Consider the following 17,279-nt stretch of genomic DNA (forward strand, 5'->3'; position numbering starts at 1 on the left):
TTTCCCCGCGGGCGCAGCATAGTCAAACGTCACCGCCGTGAACATTCGCCTTTCTACGGGGCGTCGCTCTTTTCGACCAGGAATACGATGCGCGCCTCGTTGCGCTCGGTGATCTCGACCTTGTCGCCGGTCTCGCGAATCAGATTCGGAATGTCAATCACCGACAAGGGATCGGTGCAGTGCACTTCGAGTTGATCGCCAGGCTGCAACGGCTTCAGCGCCTTGCGCGTCTTCAGAGCAGGTAACGGGCATTTCAGCCCGGTTAGATCGAGCGTCGTTCGGGTCATGGGCGCAACATGGCGGGATGAGGCGATGGCGTCAACGCAGCCGCATCAGAGCAGATCGGCGTAGGGTAGGAAACCTACGCTGTGCCCCGGCTCGACATTCGTGATGTCCTCGCCGAGTTCGACCAAGCCGTCGGTCTCGATCAGCGACGACAACAGCCCAGCGCCTTCCCGCGGGAACTTGATGACCTCCAGCGCGCCGTCCTCTCCGCGCCGCAAGGAGACGCGAACATATTCGCGCCGGCCCGCCTTCTTCTTGTAGGTGAACGCGGCGCGCACAGGGATCGGCGTCAGCGGCTCCGGCAGGCTGCCCGCGAGCGCCAGCACCGTCGGCCGCACCACATGGACGAAGGTGACGAAGCTCGCAACGGGATTGCCGGGCAATCCGATCAGCGGCGTGCCGTCGATGATGCCCATTGCGACCGGCCGTCCCGGCTTGATCGCCATCCGCCACAGCACCAGCGAGCCGATGCTCTCGACCGCCGCCTTGACGTGATCCTCCTCCCCGGTCGAGACGCCACCGGTGGTAAGGATAAGGTCGTGTTCGCCTGCGACCTGCTTCAGGCCGTTCGCAAGCGACGTCCGTTCGTCCCGCAAGATGCCGAGATCGCTGACCTCGCAGCCGAGCCGGCGCAGCATCGCCATCAGCATGAAGCGGTTGGAATCGAACAGTTGCGAGGCTGCGCGCGGCTCGCCGGGCGAGGCCAGCTCGTCACCGGTCGAGAACACCGCGACGCGGATGCGCCTGACGACGTCGAGGCTGGTCAGGCCGAAGGCGGCGGCGAGGGCAACGTGCTGCGGCCGCAAGCGCTGGCCGGCGCGCAGCGCGACGTACCCTTCGGGAATGTCCTCGCCCGCAGGGCGAACATTGGCACCCGGCTTCAGTCCCGGCGGCACCACGATCTTGCCGGAATCATCGATGCGGACATCTTCCTGCATGAAGACCGTCTCGGCATCCGGCGGCATCGGCGCACCCGTGAAGATGCGCGCGGTGTGGCCGGGCTTGATCGGCGTCTGTGCAAGGCCGCCGGCCTGGATGCGGCCGTCGAGCGGCAACGCCTGCTCCGTGCCTTGCGGAAGGTCCGCGCTGCGGACGGCGTAACCATCGACGGCGGAGTTGGTGAAGGGCGGCAGCGGCAAAGGCGCGGCGATATCGTGCGCCAGCACGCGCCCATCCGCTTCGACGAGCGCCACGGTTTCGAGATCGGCGATCGCATTGACGCGAGTGGTGATCAGGCCAACAGCCTCGTCCACCGACATCATCGGGCCGCCGAAGGCAAAGCAATCGTCCGATAGTTGCGCCATGGTGCCTCTTCAGCGCATCGCGGCGCTTTTTGCCACCGCTTCCTCGACCGGCATCGCCGCGCGGAGCAACATTGCCGCCGCGGCCGGAATATCGTCGAGATGGACAGTCGGCAGCCGGGTGTCAACCGCGACGTCGGCGACAATACCGGCAATGCCGGGATCGTCTGGAAACAGCAGTGGCTTGCCATTGGCGCCGCGAAACACCTCGATCTTGCGATGTGGCTCGCGCTTGAAGCCCTCGACCACGACCAGATCGACCGCGGACAGCTTGCCCAAGAGTTCCGGCAGCCGCGGCTCCGCCGCGCCGCGCAATTCGTGCATCAAGGCCCAGCGGTTGGACGAAGCAACCAACACCTCGGCCGCGCCGGCCTCGCGATGGCGCCAGGAATCCTTGCCGGGCACGTCGACGTCGAACTGGTGATGCGCGTGCTTGATCACGGAAACGCGCAGGCCCTGCGCGTTGAAATGCGGGATCAGCCGCGTCAACAGCGTGGTCTTGCCCGCCCCACTCCAGCCCGCAAGACCGATGACTTTCATAACCTTCCGATCTCCGCCAACGGCTCGCCAGCCGATGGAACTTCCGGCCTCTCCTCGCCATGCTTATATCGGCTTGACCCGAATGTCATGCTAACGTCGCAACCATGATGAAGATCGACAAGACCCCGGTGCCCCTGATCATCCCTGACACGGACGACCCGCGCCTGACCCAGAGCGTGACCGGGACCGACCAGACCGGCGCCAGGGTCGAGATCAAGGTGCCGATGGAGCGGCCGCTGACGCTCTACCTGAATTCGCAGGAGATCGTCACCATGATGACGATCGGCGACTATCCGGAATATCTGGCGCTCGGCTACCTGCTGAACCAGAACATGCTGAAATATAATGACGCGGTCACCGAGGTCGAATACGACGATGACCTCCAGGTGGTCGTGGTGCGCACCTCGCACCACACCAATTTCGAGGCCAAGCTGAAGAAGCGCACGCAGACCTCGGGCTGCGCGCAGGGCACCGCCTTCGGCGACCTGCTGGAAGCGGTCGAGAGTGTCGCACTGCCGAAGGCGGAGCTGCGCACCTCCTGGCTGTACCAGATGACGCAGACCATCAACACCATGCCTTCGCTTTATCTGGAGGCCGGCGCGATCCATGGCTGCGTGCTGTGCAAGGAGGGCGCCCCGCTCTGCTACACCGAGGACGTCGGCCGCCACAACGCCGTGGACAAGATCGCGGGCTGGATGTACCGCCACGGCGTGGAGCCTGGCGACAAGATCCTCTACACCACGGGACGCCTCACCTCGGAGATGGTGATCAAGACTGTGCGCATGGGCATTCCGATCCTGGTGTCGCGCTCCGGCTTCACCGCCTGGGGCGTCGATCTCGCAAGGCAGGTCGGGCTGACGCTGATCGGCCGCACCCGCGGCAAGCGCTTCATCGCACTCTCGGGCGAGGACCGCATCGTCTACGACCAGAACCTCGCTTACGTCGAGGAGGAATCGGCCAAGCACAAGCGCAAGGGTGAAGGTGGTGACGACTAGCTTTGCGGCCACGCGCATTCCGCCCACTCTTGGCGTGCTGCTCGCCGGCGGTCTTGCCCGCCGCATGGGCGGGGGCGACAAGCCCATGCGCAGCATCGGCGGGCGCACCATCCTGGAGCGTGTGATCGCGCGCCTTTCACCCCAATGCAGCGGGCTGATCCTCAACGCCAATGGCGATCCCGCACGTTTCGCCGCCTTCGGCTTGCAGGTGGTCGCCGACGACGTGCCCGGCTTTCCCGGCCCGCTCGCCGGCATCCTCGCGGCGCTCGACTGGACCGCGACAAACCGGCCGGAGATCGAGTGGGTGCTCAGCGCCGCCGGCGACTGCCCGTTCCTGCCGCGCGATCTGGTCGCCCGCCTACATGAGGCGCGATCGCGCGAGAACGCACAGCTCGCGGTCGCCGCATCAGGCGATCAGTCGCATCCGGTGATCGGGCTGTGGCGCGTGGACCTGCGTGAGGAGCTCCGCCACGCACTCGTCGTCGAGGACCTCCGCAAGATCGACCGCTGGACCGCGCGCTATCCGCTGGCGACGGTGACGTGGCCGACCGAGCCGCTCGACCCGTTCTTCAATGCCAATACCGTCGAGGACATTGCGGAAGCCGAGCGGCTGGCGGCGCTGGATGACGCATCGTAAGGCGGTGTGCTCCGGTTAGCTTGGGTCATTGAGAAGCGCCGCTTCGTCAATCTACGCGGGTCGGAACCCCGCCCGCTCCAGCGCGGCGCGCGCTTCATTCGAGCCGAGTGCATCGAGAAAGGCCTGCACTGCCGGCCGGTCTTTGCGCGCCGTCACCAGCGCGAAGTCATAATGCTCCTCCGCGAGCGGAATGAAACCGAGGCCGACCGCATGGGCGACCGGCGCAATGGTCATGCCCCAGTCGGCGCGGTGCTGCGCCACGGCCGCCGCCACCGCATTGTGCGAGCGCGGCTGGTTCCAATAACCTTCCGGACGCGCCCCGCCGAGCAGCCGGTCGATCAGGATGCGCGTGCCGGCGCCCTGGTTGCGGTTGACCATGATGCAGGCGGGGTCGGCGAGCGCCGCTGCAACGGCGTCCTTCGCATCGAGGTCTTCGAAACGCTTGTCGCCCTTGCGGAAGACGATGCCCTGCATCCGCCGCCAGCCCGGAACGAGCTCGAGCCCCTCGACGAGATAGGGCGTGTTGTAGGTCTCGCTCTTGTCGTCGAACAGATGGATCGGCGCGAGATCGCACTCGCCGCGCTTCGCCGCGGCGAGCCCGCCGAGGCTGCCGACCGCGATCGAGCGTACGGTCAGGCCGGCATGCGCGAGCTGTGCGGTAACGAGATCGAGACCGGTGCAATGGCTGCCGACGATGACGAGATCAGGCACGCGCACATGCGGCGTAAACAGCGTCACCTCGGCCTGCGTGCCGGCCGGCATCTGATCGGCGAGCGCGTCGATGCGCAGAAAGCCATCGGCCTGCGCGAATGACGTGATCGCACCGGATCCTTTGCCGGAGGGATAGGCGATCAGGCCGTCCCGGCCCTCGACCAGCGAGACCATGACGAATTCGGTGCGGCCGAGTTCGGAAGCGATGCGCACCGGCACGGTCGCGCTGACCTTGGCCTCAGAGCGCGGCGGCAGCCCGGCCATCCTGCGCAGCACCGGCACGATCATGTCGTGGAAGGTGAACATCGCCGAGGTCGGAAAGCCCGGCAGGATCAGCACCGGCTTGCCGTCGCAGACCGCAAGGCACAGCGGCTTGCCGGGCTTGAGCGCAACGCCATGCGCGATGATGCCGGGCTGGCCGAGCCGGTCGATGATGCGGTGGGACAGGTCGCCCGCGCCTTTCGACGTGCCGCCCGACAGCACCAGCATGTCGGCATCCGCCAGCGCGCGGCGCATGGCGGCTTCGAGCTTGGCTTCATCGTCGGGAATGGCGCCAAGGAAGACCGCCTTGCCGCCATTCTCGTCGATCGCAGCAGCGACGATCGCACCGTTGGTGTCGTAGATCTCGGCGGGCGCGAGCAGCTCTCCGGGCTGCACCAGTTCGTCGCCGGTGGAGACGACCGCCACAAGCGGCTTGCGCGCGATATTCACCTCGGCGATGCCGCAAGCGGCCAGCATGCCGATCTCGCGCGAGCCGATGATCGTCCCCGCACGCAGCAGCGCTTCGCCGCGCGCGATGTCGGATCCGGCATAGGAGACGAATTGCCCGGGAGACGTGGCGCGACGAACCTCGATCGCATCCGACCCGGCCGGCTGGGTGTGCTCGACCATGACGACAGCGTCGGCGCCGCGCGGCAGCGGACCGCCGGTGGCGATCGCCGTTGCGGATCCAGCCGCCACTTGCAGCGTCGGGGCTGTGCCGCAGTGGATGGTTTCAGCGTTCAGCGCGAGACGAACGGGTGCACCTTCCCCCGCCGCAACGACATCGGCTGAGCGGACCGCAAAGCCGTCGACATTGGAGCGGTCGAACGGCGGAACGTCGATCGGTGCCGTGACGTCTTCGGCGAGCGCCGCACCGAGTGCATCAGCGAGTTTGCACACTGCACTCGGAATCGACCGCGGGAACAGCGCCGCCTCGAAGCGGGCCAGCGCTTCCTCCCGCGACAGGACCTTCAGGAACTGCTCCTGTTCCAGCGCGCTGCGCTCTTGCGACCGCGGAATCATCGTCATGCCGGAACCCATATCATTCCCGCATCAGATAAGCACCGACCGGCGTGCCCGCCGCAAATCCCTCGTGGCTGGCGGGGACGAGCAGCCATGCATCGGCACGGGCGATGGCCTGGAGCGACCATTCGCCCACGGCAAGCGGCATCCACGCATGATGTTCCTCGGCCAAGAGGACGATTTCGGCGATGCCGACGCCGGATGCGATCTTGCGCGCGAGCGGCAAGCTCACCTGTCGGCGTGGCCGGCGCGCCGACAGGTGGTCAATGAGCGGCAGCACGAACGCGAGCCAGGCCGCGAGCGCATGATCGGGCGAGCCGGGCAAGGCGACAACAGGAATCCGCCCGAGCCGGCCGACCGCGGCGGTGCGTCCAGGCTGCAACGCAAGGCCATGGGCAAGCACCTCGCCGCGCCGGGCCAGCGCCGCGACAGCTGCATCCCGGCGACCGACGCCACTGCCGCCCACCGTCAGCAGCAGATCGCAGGAGGAAGCATCGAGCGCCTCGGCAATCGATGCTTCATCGCGCGCGCCGGCCTCAAACGTCTTCACATCCAGTCCCGCTGCGCGCGCGATCCCGGCGATCGTCTGCGCTGTCGTTGTTGCGCCCAGCACATTGACGATGCGCAGCCGCGGCCGCCGCACGAAAAGCTTTTCCAAGCCCGCAACGCGCGCGATCAGCAGATTGGCCGCAGCGATGGGATATCCCTCGGCGCCGGCGGGCGTGCACGCGGCGACGTCGCTTCCGGCGCGCCTGACGCCCTGCCCTGGCACGGCCTCTGCCAGCACCTGGGCCAGCAGACCTGACACCTCGACCGCGCCGGCATCGAGCACGCAGTCACATCCCTCCGGCATCGCGTCACCGGCATCGACCCACGCAGGAGCCATCGCCAGCGGCAGCGGCGCGTATGCCGACGCACCGACGAGATCATTGGCTGAGAGCGCCCAGCCGTCTGCGGCGGCCATGTCGCGCGGAGGATAGGCGGGAAGCAGCGGAGTGCCCACCGCGACGCAACCGATCGCTTCCGCCAGGGGCAACTCCACCGGCGCAACAGCATCGACGCCTCGCAGCAACGCGGCGAGCGCAGTGTCGAGCGGCGTGAGCGAGGACGGCAGGCGTTGGGTCATGCGCCATGATGGACCATGCATCGCCCGGTTTGGCAACCGCCAGCGCCGCGGACGTCAGCCGCCCGACCTGTCCGAATTGGGAAAGAACAGCTGCTGCCCGTCGACCTTGTAGCCGGCGATCACCGTCTGCCCCTCCGGCGAGGTCAGCCAGTCGATGAAGGTCTGCGCGAGATCCTTCTTCACGTTCGGAAACTTCTCGGGGTTCACCAGCATCACGCCGTACTGATTGAGCAGGCGCCTGTCGCCTTCGACGACGATGTCGAGATCGCCGCGATCCCTGAACGAGATCCAGCTGCCGCGGTCCGACAGCACATAGGCGTTCGCGGCGCGCGCGGCGTCGAGGGCTCTCGTCATGCCCGCCCCGGCCTCGCGATACCAGGCGCCCTTGGCGCTTGCGATGTCGATGCCGGCGACGATCCAGAGCGCGAGCTCCGCGGCATGGGTGCCCGAGCGGTCACCGCGCGTCACGAATGGCGCCCCCTTGGCCTCGATCGCCTTCAGCGCGGTCGCGATGTCCTTGCCCTTCACGCCCGCAGGATCGCTCTTCGGCCCGATCAGCACATAATCGTTGTACATCACGTCGAGGCGCTTCACGCCGAAACCATCGGCGACGAATTTCTCCTCCTGCGGTCGCGCATGCATCAGCACGACGTCGACCTCGCCCCTTCGCGCCCCGTCGAGCACTTCATCGGCGCGCCGCGCGATCACCGTCACGTCGATGCCGGTCTTCGCGCGGAAGATCGGCAGCAGATAATCGAGCAGGCCGGACTCCTGGGTCGCCGTCGTCGTGGCGAGGACGATGCCACGCTCCTCCGCGGCTGACGCCGCAACGCCCGCAGCAAGGCCGCAGAGAAGCGCGAATGCAACGGCGAGGCGGCGGACGGCCATGATCGGGTTCCCATTAGCTGTGACGGAATCATGATGATGATCGATTGCGCCGCACTCGTGACGTCATCTGCTCCTCGCGCTCCCCACTCGGGAAATTTCGGCAAAGCGCGAGCGCTTTGGGATCGTTCACCAAAGCAGAAATCGCGCGCGAGGATGTGTTGCAAAGCAGCGAGATGATCGGGCATGGTTCCCGCGGACACGAATTGAAATGCAGAATTCCACCTGCGTCGAACGTCAAAAAGAAGCAAGAATTTGCATAGGAATGCAGGATGGAATTCCTGACGACCAGCGAAGCCGCCGACTATCTTCGGCTCGGCGAACGCAAGCTTTACGAACTCGTCACCACCGGTGCGATCCCCTGCACCAAGGTGACCGGGAAGTGGCTCTTCCCGCGGCACGAGCTCGATCTCTGGGTGCTGTCGGGACTGGCGCGCCCGGCCGGCATGCTGATCGCGGAGCCGCCGCCGGTCGTCGGCGGCAGCCAGGACGAGCTCTTGGCTTGGAGCCTGCGCGAATCCGGCTCTGGGCTCGGATCGATGAGCGAGGGCAGCGCGCGCGGGCTCGAGCGCTTGCAGCGCAACGAGGTGATGGCCGCGGCGGTGCACTTCCATGCCTTGGACGCCGCCGACAATCTCGCCAGCGATGCCAGTGTCGAAGCGCTGCGGGCAGCTCCGGACCTGCACGATGCGGTGCTGGTCGCGTTCGTGCGCCGCGAGCAGGGTCTCGTGCTGCCGCACGGCAATCCCAAGCAGCTGCACGACCTGTCCGACGTGCTCGCACGCGGCGCCAGGATGGCGATGCGACCACAGGGCACGGGCGCCCAGATGCTGCTCGACGGGCTGCTCAAGCGCGCGGGCGCCTCGACGCGGGATTTGCGCCGCATCGAGACGCCGGCTCTGACCGGCCCGGACCTCGTCGATATCGTCCGCGCCGGCCAGGCCGATTGCGGGATCGCGACGCGCGCGGCGGCGCGCTCGGCCGGGCTGGATTTCGTGCCGCTGGTCTGGGAGAATTTTGACCTCGCGATGCGGCAGCGCAGCTATTTCCGCCCCGCCATGCAGGCCCTGCTCCGGCTGCTCGGCGAAAGGCGGCTGCGACAGCGCGCCGAGGAGCTGACCGGCTACGACCCCTCGCCCGCGGGACAGATCCGCTTTGCGGCCTGACATTGACGCCCGCCCCCGAATAGTTGCAAAAGAAACCAATTCAGCTGGGCATACCCGGGCAACACCGGCCAACGAGCCGGATCAGGGGAGGAGAAGCATGAATCCAAACAGATTTGGACTGCCGGTCGCGGCCGCCTTGGCGGCGCTGCTGCCGGGTGTGGCGTCGGCGCAGGTGTCGGACAACGTCGTCAAGATCGGCGTGCTCACCGACATGAACGGCCCGGCCTCGGCACCGACCGGCCAGGGCTCGGTGACGGCGGCGCAGATGGCGATCGACGATTTCGGCGGCACCGTGCTCGGCAAGCCGATCAGCGTCGTGATCGGCGACCACCAGCTCAAGGCCGATGTCGGCGGCGCGATCGCGCGGCGGTGGTACGACGTCGACCAGGTCGATCTGATCGTGGACGTGCCGGTCTCCGCGGTCGGGCTCGCGGTGCAGAACATCGCCAACGAGAAGAAGCGGCTGTTCATCACCCACTCCACCGGCACCGCGGATTTCCACGGCAAATTCTGCTCGCCCTACGCGATCCAATGGGTGTTCGACACCCGCGCGCTCGCGGTCGGCACGGCGGATGCGGTGGTCAAGCGCGGCGGCGACAGCTGGTTCTTCATCACCGACGACTACGCCTTCGGCCATTCACTGGAGCGCGACGCCTCCGCCGTCGTCACCGCCAATGGCGGCAAGGTGCTGGGCTCGGTGCGGCCGCCGCTGGCAACGCCCGACCTCTCCTCCTTCGTGCTGCAGGCGCAGGCCTCCAAGGCCAAGATCATCGGCATTGCAGCCGGTCCGCCCAACAACATGAACGAGATCAAGACCGGCTCGGAGTTCGGCGTGTTCAAGGGCGGCCAGCAGATGGCGGCGCTGCTGGCGCTGATCACCGACATCCACGGTCTCGGCTTGCAGGCGGCCCAAGGCCTGCTCCTGACCACGTCGTTCTATTGGGACATGGACGACAAGACCCGCGAATGGTCGAAGCGCTATTTCGCCAAGATGAACAAGATGCCGTCGATGTGGCAGGCCGGCGTCTATTCCAGCGTGATGCACTATCTCAACGCCATCAAGGAGACCGGCACCGACGATCCGCTTAAAGTGGCCGCCAAGATGCGCGAGAAGCCGATCGAGGATTTCTTCGCCCGCAACGGCAGACTGCGCGAGGACAATCTGATGGTGCACGACCTCTGGCTGGTTCAGGTGAAGACACCGGAGGAGAGCAAATATCCGTGGGACTATTACAAGATCCTCACGACGATCTCCGGCGACAAGGCGTTCGGGCCGCCGGACCCGGCATGTGCGCTGGTGAAGAAGTGACGGGCAACGCAATCTAGCCGCAAAACGTCGTGGCCGGGCTTGTCCCGGGCATGACGAGCGTGGGGTGTGGTTGCGACCGTCACTTCACAACTCCGATCTCGCGAAAATACTTCATCACGCCCGAATGGATCAGCTCCACCTTTGGCGCTGCCGCGACCGTGTTCGCGGCCGTGGTCTCGCAGGCCTGTGCCAGCTTCTTGCAGAACATCACTTCTGCGCCGTGCAGCGTCTTCGCCAACCGATAGGCGACATCGTCTGGCAAATCCTCGCGCGTCAGGACAAAACTCCACGATCCCAGCGAGGTGATCGGCTCCGTCTGCCTCGGATAGCTATTGGCCGGCACGGTGAGCGGCTTCAGGAACGCATGCCTGGCGCGGATGCGTGTGATCTGTTCTGCGCTGGGCGCGATGAAGCGTGCGCCTGACGCGCTCGATGCGACCGCGGCAAAGCCGGGCCAGCCGATGCCGGCGCCCCACAGCGCGGCAACGCGGCCGTCCTCGACCATCGCGGGGCCATCGCCGGCACGGTCGAGATAGATCGCCTTGAAATCCTCGTCCTGCTTGAGGCCGAGGCCATCGAGCACGTAGCGCGCCAGGATCGGCAGGCCCGAGCCCTTGGCGCCGAACGCGACGGGCTGACCGACCAAATCGCGAATGGCCTTGTAGGGACTGTCCGCCCGCACCACGAACATGCCAGGGTTGGAATAGATCGCGGTGAGGATCTTCAGCGCTACCTTCGCACGGCCGATGCCGGCAAAGGCTTCATAGGCCGGCTCGCCTGCGACAAGGGCGAGATCGAGCTCGCCTTTCTCCAGCAGCGGGATGTTCTCGTTGCTGCCCTTGGTGTTGCGCGGGACGATGCTGATTTGCGGCTCGGCCGCGTTCATCACCTCCGCGAAGGCATTGCCGTAGAGCGGAAAGCCGCCGCCGGGCGTCGCAGTGCCGAGGCTGAGTGTCGTGGTCGGAATGGCGTTGCCTCCGGTTTGAGCCGCGGCGGAGCTGGCGAGCAGCGCCGCGGCGAGCAGAATAGTCGCGAATCTCATGGTCATTTCCGCCGAGCCTGCGTCAACACCGACTTGCGACGATGTAGGCAGCAGCCCGATTTTGTGAAAGCATGCCCCCAACGACAATAGAACAATGGGAGGCGTCATGTTGCGAATTTTGCGTAAGGGTGTTTTCGGGCTCGCAGTTCTTTTAGGTCTTTTCAGCGCCACACCTCCCGCCTCCGCCGCCTATCCCGACCGCCCCGTGCACTGGCTGATCGGCTTTTCCGCCGGCGGCCCGGTCGACATCGTGGCGCGGATCATGGCGCAGTGGCTGTCGGACCGTCTCGGCCAGCAATTCATCGTCGAGAACCGCACCGGCTCCGGCGGCAACATCGCGGCCGCCGCCGCGATCAATTCGCCGCCGGACGGTTACACGCTGCTTTTCGTCGCGCCCAACAACGCGATCTCGACCTCGCTCTACAAGAAGCTGCCGTTCGACTTCCTGCGCGACACCGTGCCGGTCGCCAGCATCATGCAGCTCACCAACATGCTGGTCGTCTCCAACGCGTTCCCGGCGAAGACGGTTCAGGAGTTCATCGACTACTGCAAGGCCAATCCCGGAAAAGTCTCCTTTGCCTCGTCCGGCAACGGCACCTCGGTGCACATGTCGGCCGAGCTGTTCAAGGTGATGACCAAATGCGACATGGTGCACGTGCCCTATCGCGGCTCCGCCATCGCCTTCCCCGACATCATCTCCAACAAGGTGCAGCTGATCTTCGACAACCTGCCCTCCGCGATGGAGCAGGCGAAGGGCGGCAATGTCCGCGCGATTGGGGTGACCTCGCCGCAGCGCTGGTCCAGCGTGCCCGACGTGCCCGCGATCGCCGAGACCGTGCCGGGCTTCGAGTCCGTCGGCTTCTACGGCATCTCCGCGCCGAAGGGCACGCCGCCCGAGGTGATCGAGATCCTCAACAAGGCCGTCGGCGAAGCCCTGAAGGACCCGAAGCTGGTCGCCCGCCTCGCGGAGACCGGCGGCATCCCCAAGCCGATGACCCCGGCCGAGTTCGGCAAGCTGGTCGCCGACGAAACCGAGAAATGGCGCAAGGTGGTGGAGTTCGCTGGGGTTTCGGTGGACTAGGAAGCGGCCCTGCGCCGGGGTGCGTCGCTTGCGGGCAAGAGGGTTGGAGGGGCCGACAGGCCCCTTCAAACCAAAACGTGCGAAAACAACCCCATGCACAGTAGAAGACGTGAGCAATCACAGCGGGTTAGAGAAACGCAAGAGCAGGAACCGGCCGGATGACCGCATGGCCATTTGACTCGTCGGGCAAAACACTGGCAAAATGCGATTATTCCGAATCAAGCGATCATCCGACGAGCAGTGCTTGCCGCGCAGCCCCGGATTTCCGTTGACCAGAGCCGGCATTGCACCCCCGCCTCAGGCCCTGTAAACGAACCGCGCACCGTTGCCGGCCGCGCAAAGCGGCCGCCTCGCGGCGGGGCCTGTAGCTCAATGGTTAGAGCCGGCCGCTCATAACGGTCTGGTTGCAGGTTCGAGTCCTGCCGGGCCCACCAGCCATTCAATGGGGGGTTATCCAGCGCCGGTGGTCCGCAATGGTGTATACCGCGGACCAGGGCGCCGTGTCGGGGTGGCGTGTGCCGTCCAAGTCTTGCGGACCGCACGAAGCTTATGACGGCTCAAGGTAACGAACGCTCAGGATTTACCATGCTTCTGGCCGCCCTTGCGCTCCCCCTTGTGGGCGCCCTTATGGCCGCCACGACCAGGACCGCTTCCAGACTTGTCGCCCTTGGCGAGGATCACCTTGCCTTCCAAGGAGCCTCCTTGGCCGCTTCCGGCGACGTCGCCGGGAGCGATTTGGCGCTTTTGGATGGCAGTCGCAGCAGCTCCCGATTGAGGATCTCCGGCCTGCTCACGGCCGGCCGTCAACGCCATCACTGCCGTCGGCGCCAAAAAAATCACTGTCAATGCCAGAATCGTTCTACGCATGGCACTCCTCCAGTTGGGAAACTTACGGCAACTTCGATATCGGCTCTAAGTTCCCGAGAGCTTTCACCTTAATTCACTTGGTCGCCGCGCGCTCGAAGGCCTGCTTGAAGAGTTAGCGCCTTTAGACGGTGGTGGCATCTCAGGACGCGTCCTGGCGTACGATCGTTCCGACGTGTTCACCTCGCAGCGCCGGTTCAAGCAAATGCGGTTTCAATCCATTGATGATCTGAAAGCATTTCACCTGGCGAGTGCAGGCGAGCAGATCGATCAGCACCCGGTCGAAGGGCAGTGTGGAAATATTGCGCTCCTTCAGCTCGCTGACGGTGATCTCCTTGATGAAATTTGCGTTCGGGTTGGCATTCGGATCAGCATCGTAAAGCCCGTCGACATCCTTGATCAGCGTGTGCGTGGCACATCCGTAACATTCCGCCAGCAGGAATGTGCCCGCATCCGTGCGATGCGGCGGGATACGGCCCAACCGCGGCGGATGCTCCCAGATCGAGAACGGCGGATCGCCGTTGCAGATGACGCCCGGAGCTGACTTGATAAAAAACGGCAGCATGTGTCCGAGGATTTCCGGCGGAATTGCCACGACGCCATAGGGAGCGAGCAGCGTCCCAAGCAAGTGGGCATTGCCTAGCGCGTCGATGATCCGCAACTGCGCGAGCACTCCGGTCGGCAAGCCAAGATCCATTCCGATCGATGTGACGTGCCGGCTGCGAATACCGCCGCCAAGTCCGATCACCAGCTTGAATTTATCAAGCGCGGCAGCGAGCGCATCCACCAGCGGATAAGTCGCCTTGCGGCCGTTATCGATGATGGATCGTCCGCCGACCTTGATAACATGAGCGAATGGCAGCATGCGAACGACCGGCGTTTCGGTCGACGACATCACCTTCTTGTCGAGGAGACTCTCGCGCATCAGCATTGACTTGACGTGATGACGGCCATCGGCCGGAATTTCGGTAAACGACGTGTCTGATGATGACATGGCAAGATCCCCGATCACGCGCTGATAATGGTCCCAACGGGCTCGCCATTGAGCGCGCGGGTAAGATTGCCCTTTTTTAGTCCGTTGATGATCTGCACCGACCGGCGGTGTTTTGCGGTCTTCATCAATTCGAAAACGGATCGCTCCAGCACGACATCGGCGAGATCGAGCTGTTCGAGCTCCTCAACAGTGATCTTCGGGATAAAGCGCGCGTTGCGATCCTTCTTGGGATCGGCGGTGTAAAGGCCATCCTCGTCCTTTACGAATATCATGGAGCGCGCGCCGAGCACTTCGCTGATCAGATAGCAGCCGGTGTCGGTGCGATGAGGCGGGATGCGCCCGATCGCCGGATTGGGCTGCCAATACGCATAAGGAGGCATGCCGACGGAAACGCAGGCTTGGCGCTCTGCCAGGTATAGCGGCAATTGCGCGAATTGCGCCGGCTCGATTGACGGAATGCCGTGTTTGGCCAGAAGGTAATGAATCATCTTGGCGTTTTGAATGCTCACGAAGAAGCCGAGCACGCTCAACACGCCCGTTGGCATACCGAGGTCCAGGCCGACGCTGTAAGCGTGGCGCGCCCGTGTACCGGCGCCGGTACCAATGATCATCTTATGGCGGGGAAGATTCTCGACGATCTCCTCAATGAGCGGAAACACCGCGGCCCGCCCGCGGTCAATGAAGCTCTGACCGCCGACCTTGACGACGTTGGCATCGGGGAGGATTTGCACGACCGGCTGATTGTCGAGACTCGCCATCATTTCGTCGTCGGTGGGACTCGCGCCCATCAGCGCCATCGTCATTCGGTCCAAGATTTCCTTGTCCATCTCGTCCTCCATTCAACCGGAGCGCCCAGTCGCGCCGCCGAGACGATCGCTTCATTCAATGTCCTCGTCCCATTGAGGTTTGGCACCCCGCGGACAGCTGCTCCTTGTGTTTACGCAGACACTGCCCGACATGCTCTTCACCGAGGCACAATCTATCGATTTCCCCCTTGCAGGCGGAACGCATAGCTCCGCGGCTACCAGCTTCGTTCTGCGTCACTTCATCGTATTTGGATATTTGCTCAGAGACACGCGCGGTCGGCTCCTTAGGCACGCTCCAAAGCTTCGCGCTACGATCCATACCTGCGGTCGCGACCCACGTACCGGCATGCGAGAATGTTACAAAATGAATCCGTCGTTCGTGTCCGGTGAGCGCGGCAACCTGACTACGCGTGGCGACGTCCCAGAACCTCACGACGTTGTCTAGCCCGACAGAGACCAGCATTTTGCCGTCAGGCGAGAAAGCACAAGAGCGGACCCAGCGCGTATGGCCCTTGAAAGGCTCGAGCTCTTCGTGGGTCGCGACGTTCCAGAGCTGCACATCGTTGCTGGCGCCTGCCGACGCCAGAAGCTTGCCGTCGGGAGAGAATGCCACCGAGTGCACCGGCCCGGTATGCACGTCGATCGTTGCGATCTCGCTCCAGGTAGCAAGATCCCAGAGCTTGACGCTGCCATCGATGCTGCCCGATGCGAGAATGCGACTATCGGGAGAGTAAGCCAGCGCCTTAATACCACCAGTATGGCCGACGACTGTGGTGAGCTCCTTTGCGGCCGTGACGTCCCAAATCTTGATCTTTTGATCATATCCTCCGGATGCGATCGTCTTGCCGTCCGGTGCGTAGGCCACAGCGCGAATGATGTTGGTGTGGCCGCGCAAGGTCGCAAGTTCTTTGCCGCTCGCCATATCCCAGAGTTTGACCGTCCGGTCATAGGAGCCAGTGGCCAGAATCTTCCCATCAGGTGAGAGCACAAGCGTGACGATCGCGCCGGTGTGACCTTTGAGGATGGCGAGTTCCTTGCCGGTCCTGACATCCCACAGCCGAGCCGTGTGGTCGTGGCTGCCGGATATGAGGATCTTGTCGTCCGGCGTGAATGCCACAGCGGTCACGTAGCCGGTATGTCCCGCAAAGGATTCCTGCCCCTCATCCTTCACCATTCCCGCGGGCGCCTGAATTCGGCGCTTGAGGACCTCTTCGACGTCCCACAGCCTGGCCAGCGTATCCATTGTGGCGGTCGCCAGCGTCTTGCCGTCGGGAGAGAACGCGACTCCGCGCACACGGTCACCCGCATCCGGGATGCTCGCCAATTCCTGTCCACTCGCTGCGTCCCAAATCTTGAGGGTATCGTCCTGGCCGCCCGCGGCAACAAGTTTGCCGTCTGGCGAGTACGCCACGGAGAGCACCTCGTTCTCTGACCCCTCGAGGATCATGCGCTCGGCGCGAGTGGCGACATCCCAGAGCCGCACTGTTGTGTCCATACTGCCGGTGACCAGCGTCCTGTCGTCGGGCGAAAACGCGATGCCCCGCACGCCATGCCCGTGCCCCGTCAGGGTAGCTTCCTCGGCGCCAGTCGCGACATCCCAGATCTTGACGGTGTAGTCGTTACTGCCCGATGCCAAATGCTTGCTGTCGTGACTGAACGCCAGCGATCGAACTGCGCCTTTGTGATGGAGCTGCGCCAGCTCCGTGCCGGTCGCAACGTCCCACAGCTTGATCGTGTTGTCGTGGCTGCCTGAAGCGACGGTCTTGCCATCAGGTGAGAACGCCAGCGAGCGGATCATGTTTGTATGGCCGCGAAATGTAGCGAGCTCCTTTCCGGCAGCCCAATCCCAAAGTTTGACAGTCGAGTCATAGCTGCCTGTCGCCAGGATTCTGCCGTCCGACGAGAAGGCCACAGCTTCGACCGCGGCTTCGTGTCCAATGAGGGTGACCAGCTCTTTGCCGCTTGTCGCATCCCACACCTTCGCAGTGCGATCATAGCTGCCCGTGGCTATGTATTTTCCCTCGGGCGAGTAGGCCACGGAGGCGAGCGCGAGGGTGTGCCCTCCCAGCGTAGCACGCACCTGCGCTTGCCCCGGCGATGCTGTCACGAGCGCGAGCAGGAGTATCGCGACGGCAACCATCACGTATCGCTGCGCCGGCACAGATCGCACTCCAAAAGAACCAACTCGCGACATGGCTCCTCCTCGTTCAAGCTTCGATGCAAGCTCCGCCATTCACGAGCGGTCATTGTTTC

At 64.5% G+C, this 17,279-nt stretch carries 16 protein-coding genes and 1 tRNA gene; 6 read left to right on the forward strand and 11 right to left on the reverse strand.

The features are described 5' to 3' along the window. Positions 1-53: 53 nt before the first annotated feature. From XH85_RS36715 to mobB, 3 genes are read right to left on the reverse strand one after another with little or no spacing between them, the layout of a single operon-like run. Complete coding sequence (locus XH85_RS36715) at positions 54-287, reverse strand: sulfurtransferase TusA family protein (protein WP_028142272.1); 234 nt, start codon at positions 285-287, stop codon at positions 54-56. A gap of 45 nt (positions 288-332) precedes the next feature. Further along, the gene (locus XH85_RS36720) at positions 333-1,589 is read right to left on the reverse strand and encodes a molybdopterin molybdotransferase MoeA (protein ID WP_128935818.1); all 1,257 of its coding nucleotides are present in this window, start codon (positions 1,587-1,589) and stop codon (positions 333-335) included. Positions 1,590-1,598: 9 nt separating this feature from the next. Continuing rightward, positions 1,599-2,126, reverse strand: a complete 528-nt coding sequence (gene mobB / locus XH85_RS36725; RefSeq protein ID WP_128935819.1) for a molybdopterin-guanine dinucleotide biosynthesis protein B — start codon at positions 2,124-2,126, stop codon at positions 1,599-1,601. 104 nt (positions 2,127-2,230) lie between these two features. Between mobB and XH85_RS36730 the strand changes: the two genes are divergently transcribed. Beyond that, the gene (locus XH85_RS36730; protein WP_128935820.1) at positions 2,231-3,121 is read left to right on the forward strand and encodes a formate dehydrogenase accessory sulfurtransferase FdhD; all 891 of its coding nucleotides are present in this window, start codon (positions 2,231-2,233) and stop codon (positions 3,119-3,121) included. Then, a complete protein-coding gene (mobA, locus tag XH85_RS36735; RefSeq protein ID WP_420837857.1) occupies positions 3,102-3,758 on the forward strand; it encodes a molybdenum cofactor guanylyltransferase MobA in 657 nt (218 codons plus the stop codon). Before XH85_RS36730 ends, mobA begins: the two co-directional genes overlap by 20 nt. 51 nt (positions 3,759-3,809) lie before the next feature. Here mobA and XH85_RS36740 read toward each other — a convergent pair whose 3' ends face one another. Genes XH85_RS36740 through XH85_RS36750 form a run of 3 tightly spaced genes read right to left on the reverse strand, consistent with a single transcriptional unit; the run spans position 3,810 to position 7,767 of the window. After that, entirely contained in the window at positions 3,810-5,759 is a 1,950-nt protein-coding gene (locus tag XH85_RS36740; RefSeq protein WP_164940884.1) for a molybdopterin biosynthesis protein, read from the reverse strand. A 13-nt stretch (positions 5,760-5,772) separates the two neighbouring features. Next, positions 5,773-6,879, reverse strand: coding sequence for a molybdopterin-binding protein (locus tag XH85_RS36745; protein WP_128935823.1), 1,107 nt, complete (start codon positions 6,877-6,879; stop codon positions 5,773-5,775). Between the two features lie 54 nt (positions 6,880-6,933). Further along, the gene (locus XH85_RS36750; RefSeq protein WP_128935824.1) at positions 6,934-7,767 is read right to left on the reverse strand and encodes an ABC transporter substrate-binding protein; all 834 of its coding nucleotides are present in this window, start codon (positions 7,765-7,767) and stop codon (positions 6,934-6,936) included. A 269-nt stretch (positions 7,768-8,036) separates the two neighbouring features. Between XH85_RS36750 and XH85_RS36755 the strand changes: the two genes are divergently transcribed. Both XH85_RS36755 and XH85_RS36760 read left to right on the forward strand, forming a co-directional pair. Then, the gene (locus tag XH85_RS36755; RefSeq protein WP_128935825.1) at positions 8,037-8,930 is read left to right on the forward strand and encodes a helix-turn-helix transcriptional regulator; all 894 of its coding nucleotides are present in this window, start codon (positions 8,037-8,039) and stop codon (positions 8,928-8,930) included. Between the two features lie 97 nt (positions 8,931-9,027). Then, positions 9,028-10,239 (forward strand): ABC transporter substrate-binding protein, encoded by a 1,212-nt coding sequence (locus XH85_RS36760; RefSeq protein ID WP_091884229.1) that lies wholly within the window; start codon positions 9,028-9,030, stop codon positions 10,237-10,239. A 79-nt stretch (positions 10,240-10,318) separates the two neighbouring features. Here the strand turns inward: XH85_RS36760 and XH85_RS36765 are convergent, their stop codons facing one another. Next, entirely contained in the window at positions 10,319-11,281 is a 963-nt protein-coding gene (locus XH85_RS36765; protein WP_128935826.1) for a TAXI family TRAP transporter solute-binding subunit, read from the reverse strand. 106 nt (positions 11,282-11,387) lie between these two features. Here XH85_RS36765 and XH85_RS36770 point away from each other — a divergent pair, with 106 nt between their 5' ends. Both XH85_RS36770 and XH85_RS36775 read left to right on the forward strand, forming a co-directional pair. Next, positions 11,388-12,362, forward strand: a complete 975-nt coding sequence (locus XH85_RS36770) for a Bug family tripartite tricarboxylate transporter substrate binding protein (RefSeq protein ID WP_128935827.1) — start codon at positions 11,388-11,390, stop codon at positions 12,360-12,362. Positions 12,363-12,720: 358 nt separating this feature from the next. After that, positions 12,721-12,796 (forward strand) — tRNA-Ile (locus XH85_RS36775). Positions 12,797-12,935: 139 nt separating this feature from the next. Here XH85_RS36775 and XH85_RS36780 read toward each other — a convergent pair. The 4 genes from XH85_RS36780 to XH85_RS36795 all read right to left on the reverse strand — a co-directional run bounded on the left by XH85_RS36780 (position 12,936) and on the right by XH85_RS36795 (position 17,166). Next, positions 12,936-13,229: a hypothetical protein gene (locus XH85_RS36780; protein ID WP_128935828.1), complete on the reverse strand. Its 294-nt coding sequence runs from the start codon at positions 13,227-13,229 to the stop codon at positions 12,936-12,938. A gap of 139 nt (positions 13,230-13,368) precedes the next feature. Then, positions 13,369-14,013 (reverse strand): amino acid kinase family protein, encoded by a 645-nt coding sequence (locus tag XH85_RS36785; RefSeq protein ID WP_208758077.1) that lies wholly within the window; start codon positions 14,011-14,013, stop codon positions 13,369-13,371. 221 nt (positions 14,014-14,234) lie between these two features. Beyond that, a complete protein-coding gene (locus XH85_RS36790; protein WP_128935830.1) occupies positions 14,235-15,047 on the reverse strand; it encodes an amino acid kinase family protein in 813 nt (270 codons plus the stop codon). 55 nt (positions 15,048-15,102) lie between these two features. Further along, positions 15,103-17,166, reverse strand: a complete 2,064-nt coding sequence (locus XH85_RS36795) for a WD40 repeat domain-containing protein (RefSeq protein ID WP_164939333.1) — start codon at positions 17,164-17,166, stop codon at positions 15,103-15,105. Positions 17,167-17,279 lie beyond the last annotated feature (113 nt).

Source organism: Bradyrhizobium zhanjiangense (genome assembly GCF_004114935.1).
Classification (GTDB): domain Bacteria; phylum Pseudomonadota; class Alphaproteobacteria; order Rhizobiales; family Xanthobacteraceae; genus Bradyrhizobium; species Bradyrhizobium zhanjiangense.

Bases quoted from the DNA above. Each gene is read 5' to 3' on its own strand.
- XH85_RS36780 (WP_128935828.1), bottom strand. From the start codon at position 13,229: ATGCGTAGAACGATTCTGGCATTGACAGTGATTTTTTTGGCGCCGACG.
- XH85_RS36765 (WP_128935826.1), bottom strand. From the start codon at position 11,281: ATGAGATTCGCGACTATTCTGCTCGCCGCGGCGCTGCTCGCCAGCTCC.
- mobB (WP_128935819.1), bottom strand. From the start codon at position 2,126: ATGAAAGTCATCGGTCTTGCGGGCTGGAGTGGGGCGGGCAAGACCACG.
- XH85_RS36720 (WP_128935818.1), bottom strand. From the start codon at position 1,589: ATGGCGCAACTATCGGACGATTGCTTTGCCTTCGGCGGCCCGATGATG.
- XH85_RS36770 (WP_128935827.1), top strand. From the start codon at position 11,388: ATGTTGCGAATTTTGCGTAAGGGTGTTTTCGGGCTCGCAGTTCTTTTA.
- XH85_RS36795 (WP_164939333.1), bottom strand. From the start codon at position 17,166: ATGGTTGCCGTCGCGATACTCCTGCTCGCGCTCGTGACAGCATCGCCG.
- XH85_RS36790 (WP_128935830.1), bottom strand. From the start codon at position 15,047: ATGGACAAGGAAATCTTGGACCGAATGACGATGGCGCTGATGGGCGCG.
- XH85_RS36760 (WP_091884229.1), top strand. From the start codon at position 9,028: ATGAATCCAAACAGATTTGGACTGCCGGTCGCGGCCGCCTTGGCGGCG.
- XH85_RS36730 (WP_128935820.1), top strand. From the start codon at position 2,231: ATGATGAAGATCGACAAGACCCCGGTGCCCCTGATCATCCCTGACACG.
- XH85_RS36740 (WP_164940884.1), bottom strand. From the start codon at position 5,759: ATGACGATGATTCCGCGGTCGCAAGAGCGCAGCGCGCTGGAACAGGAG.
- XH85_RS36745 (WP_128935823.1), bottom strand. From the start codon at position 6,879: ATGACCCAACGCCTGCCGTCCTCGCTCACGCCGCTCGACACTGCGCTC.
- XH85_RS36750 (WP_128935824.1), bottom strand. From the start codon at position 7,767: ATGGCCGTCCGCCGCCTCGCCGTTGCATTCGCGCTTCTCTGCGGCCTT.
- XH85_RS36715 (WP_028142272.1), bottom strand. From the start codon at position 287: ATGACCCGAACGACGCTCGATCTAACCGGGCTGAAATGCCCGTTACCT.
- XH85_RS36755 (WP_128935825.1), top strand. From the start codon at position 8,037: ATGGAATTCCTGACGACCAGCGAAGCCGCCGACTATCTTCGGCTCGGC.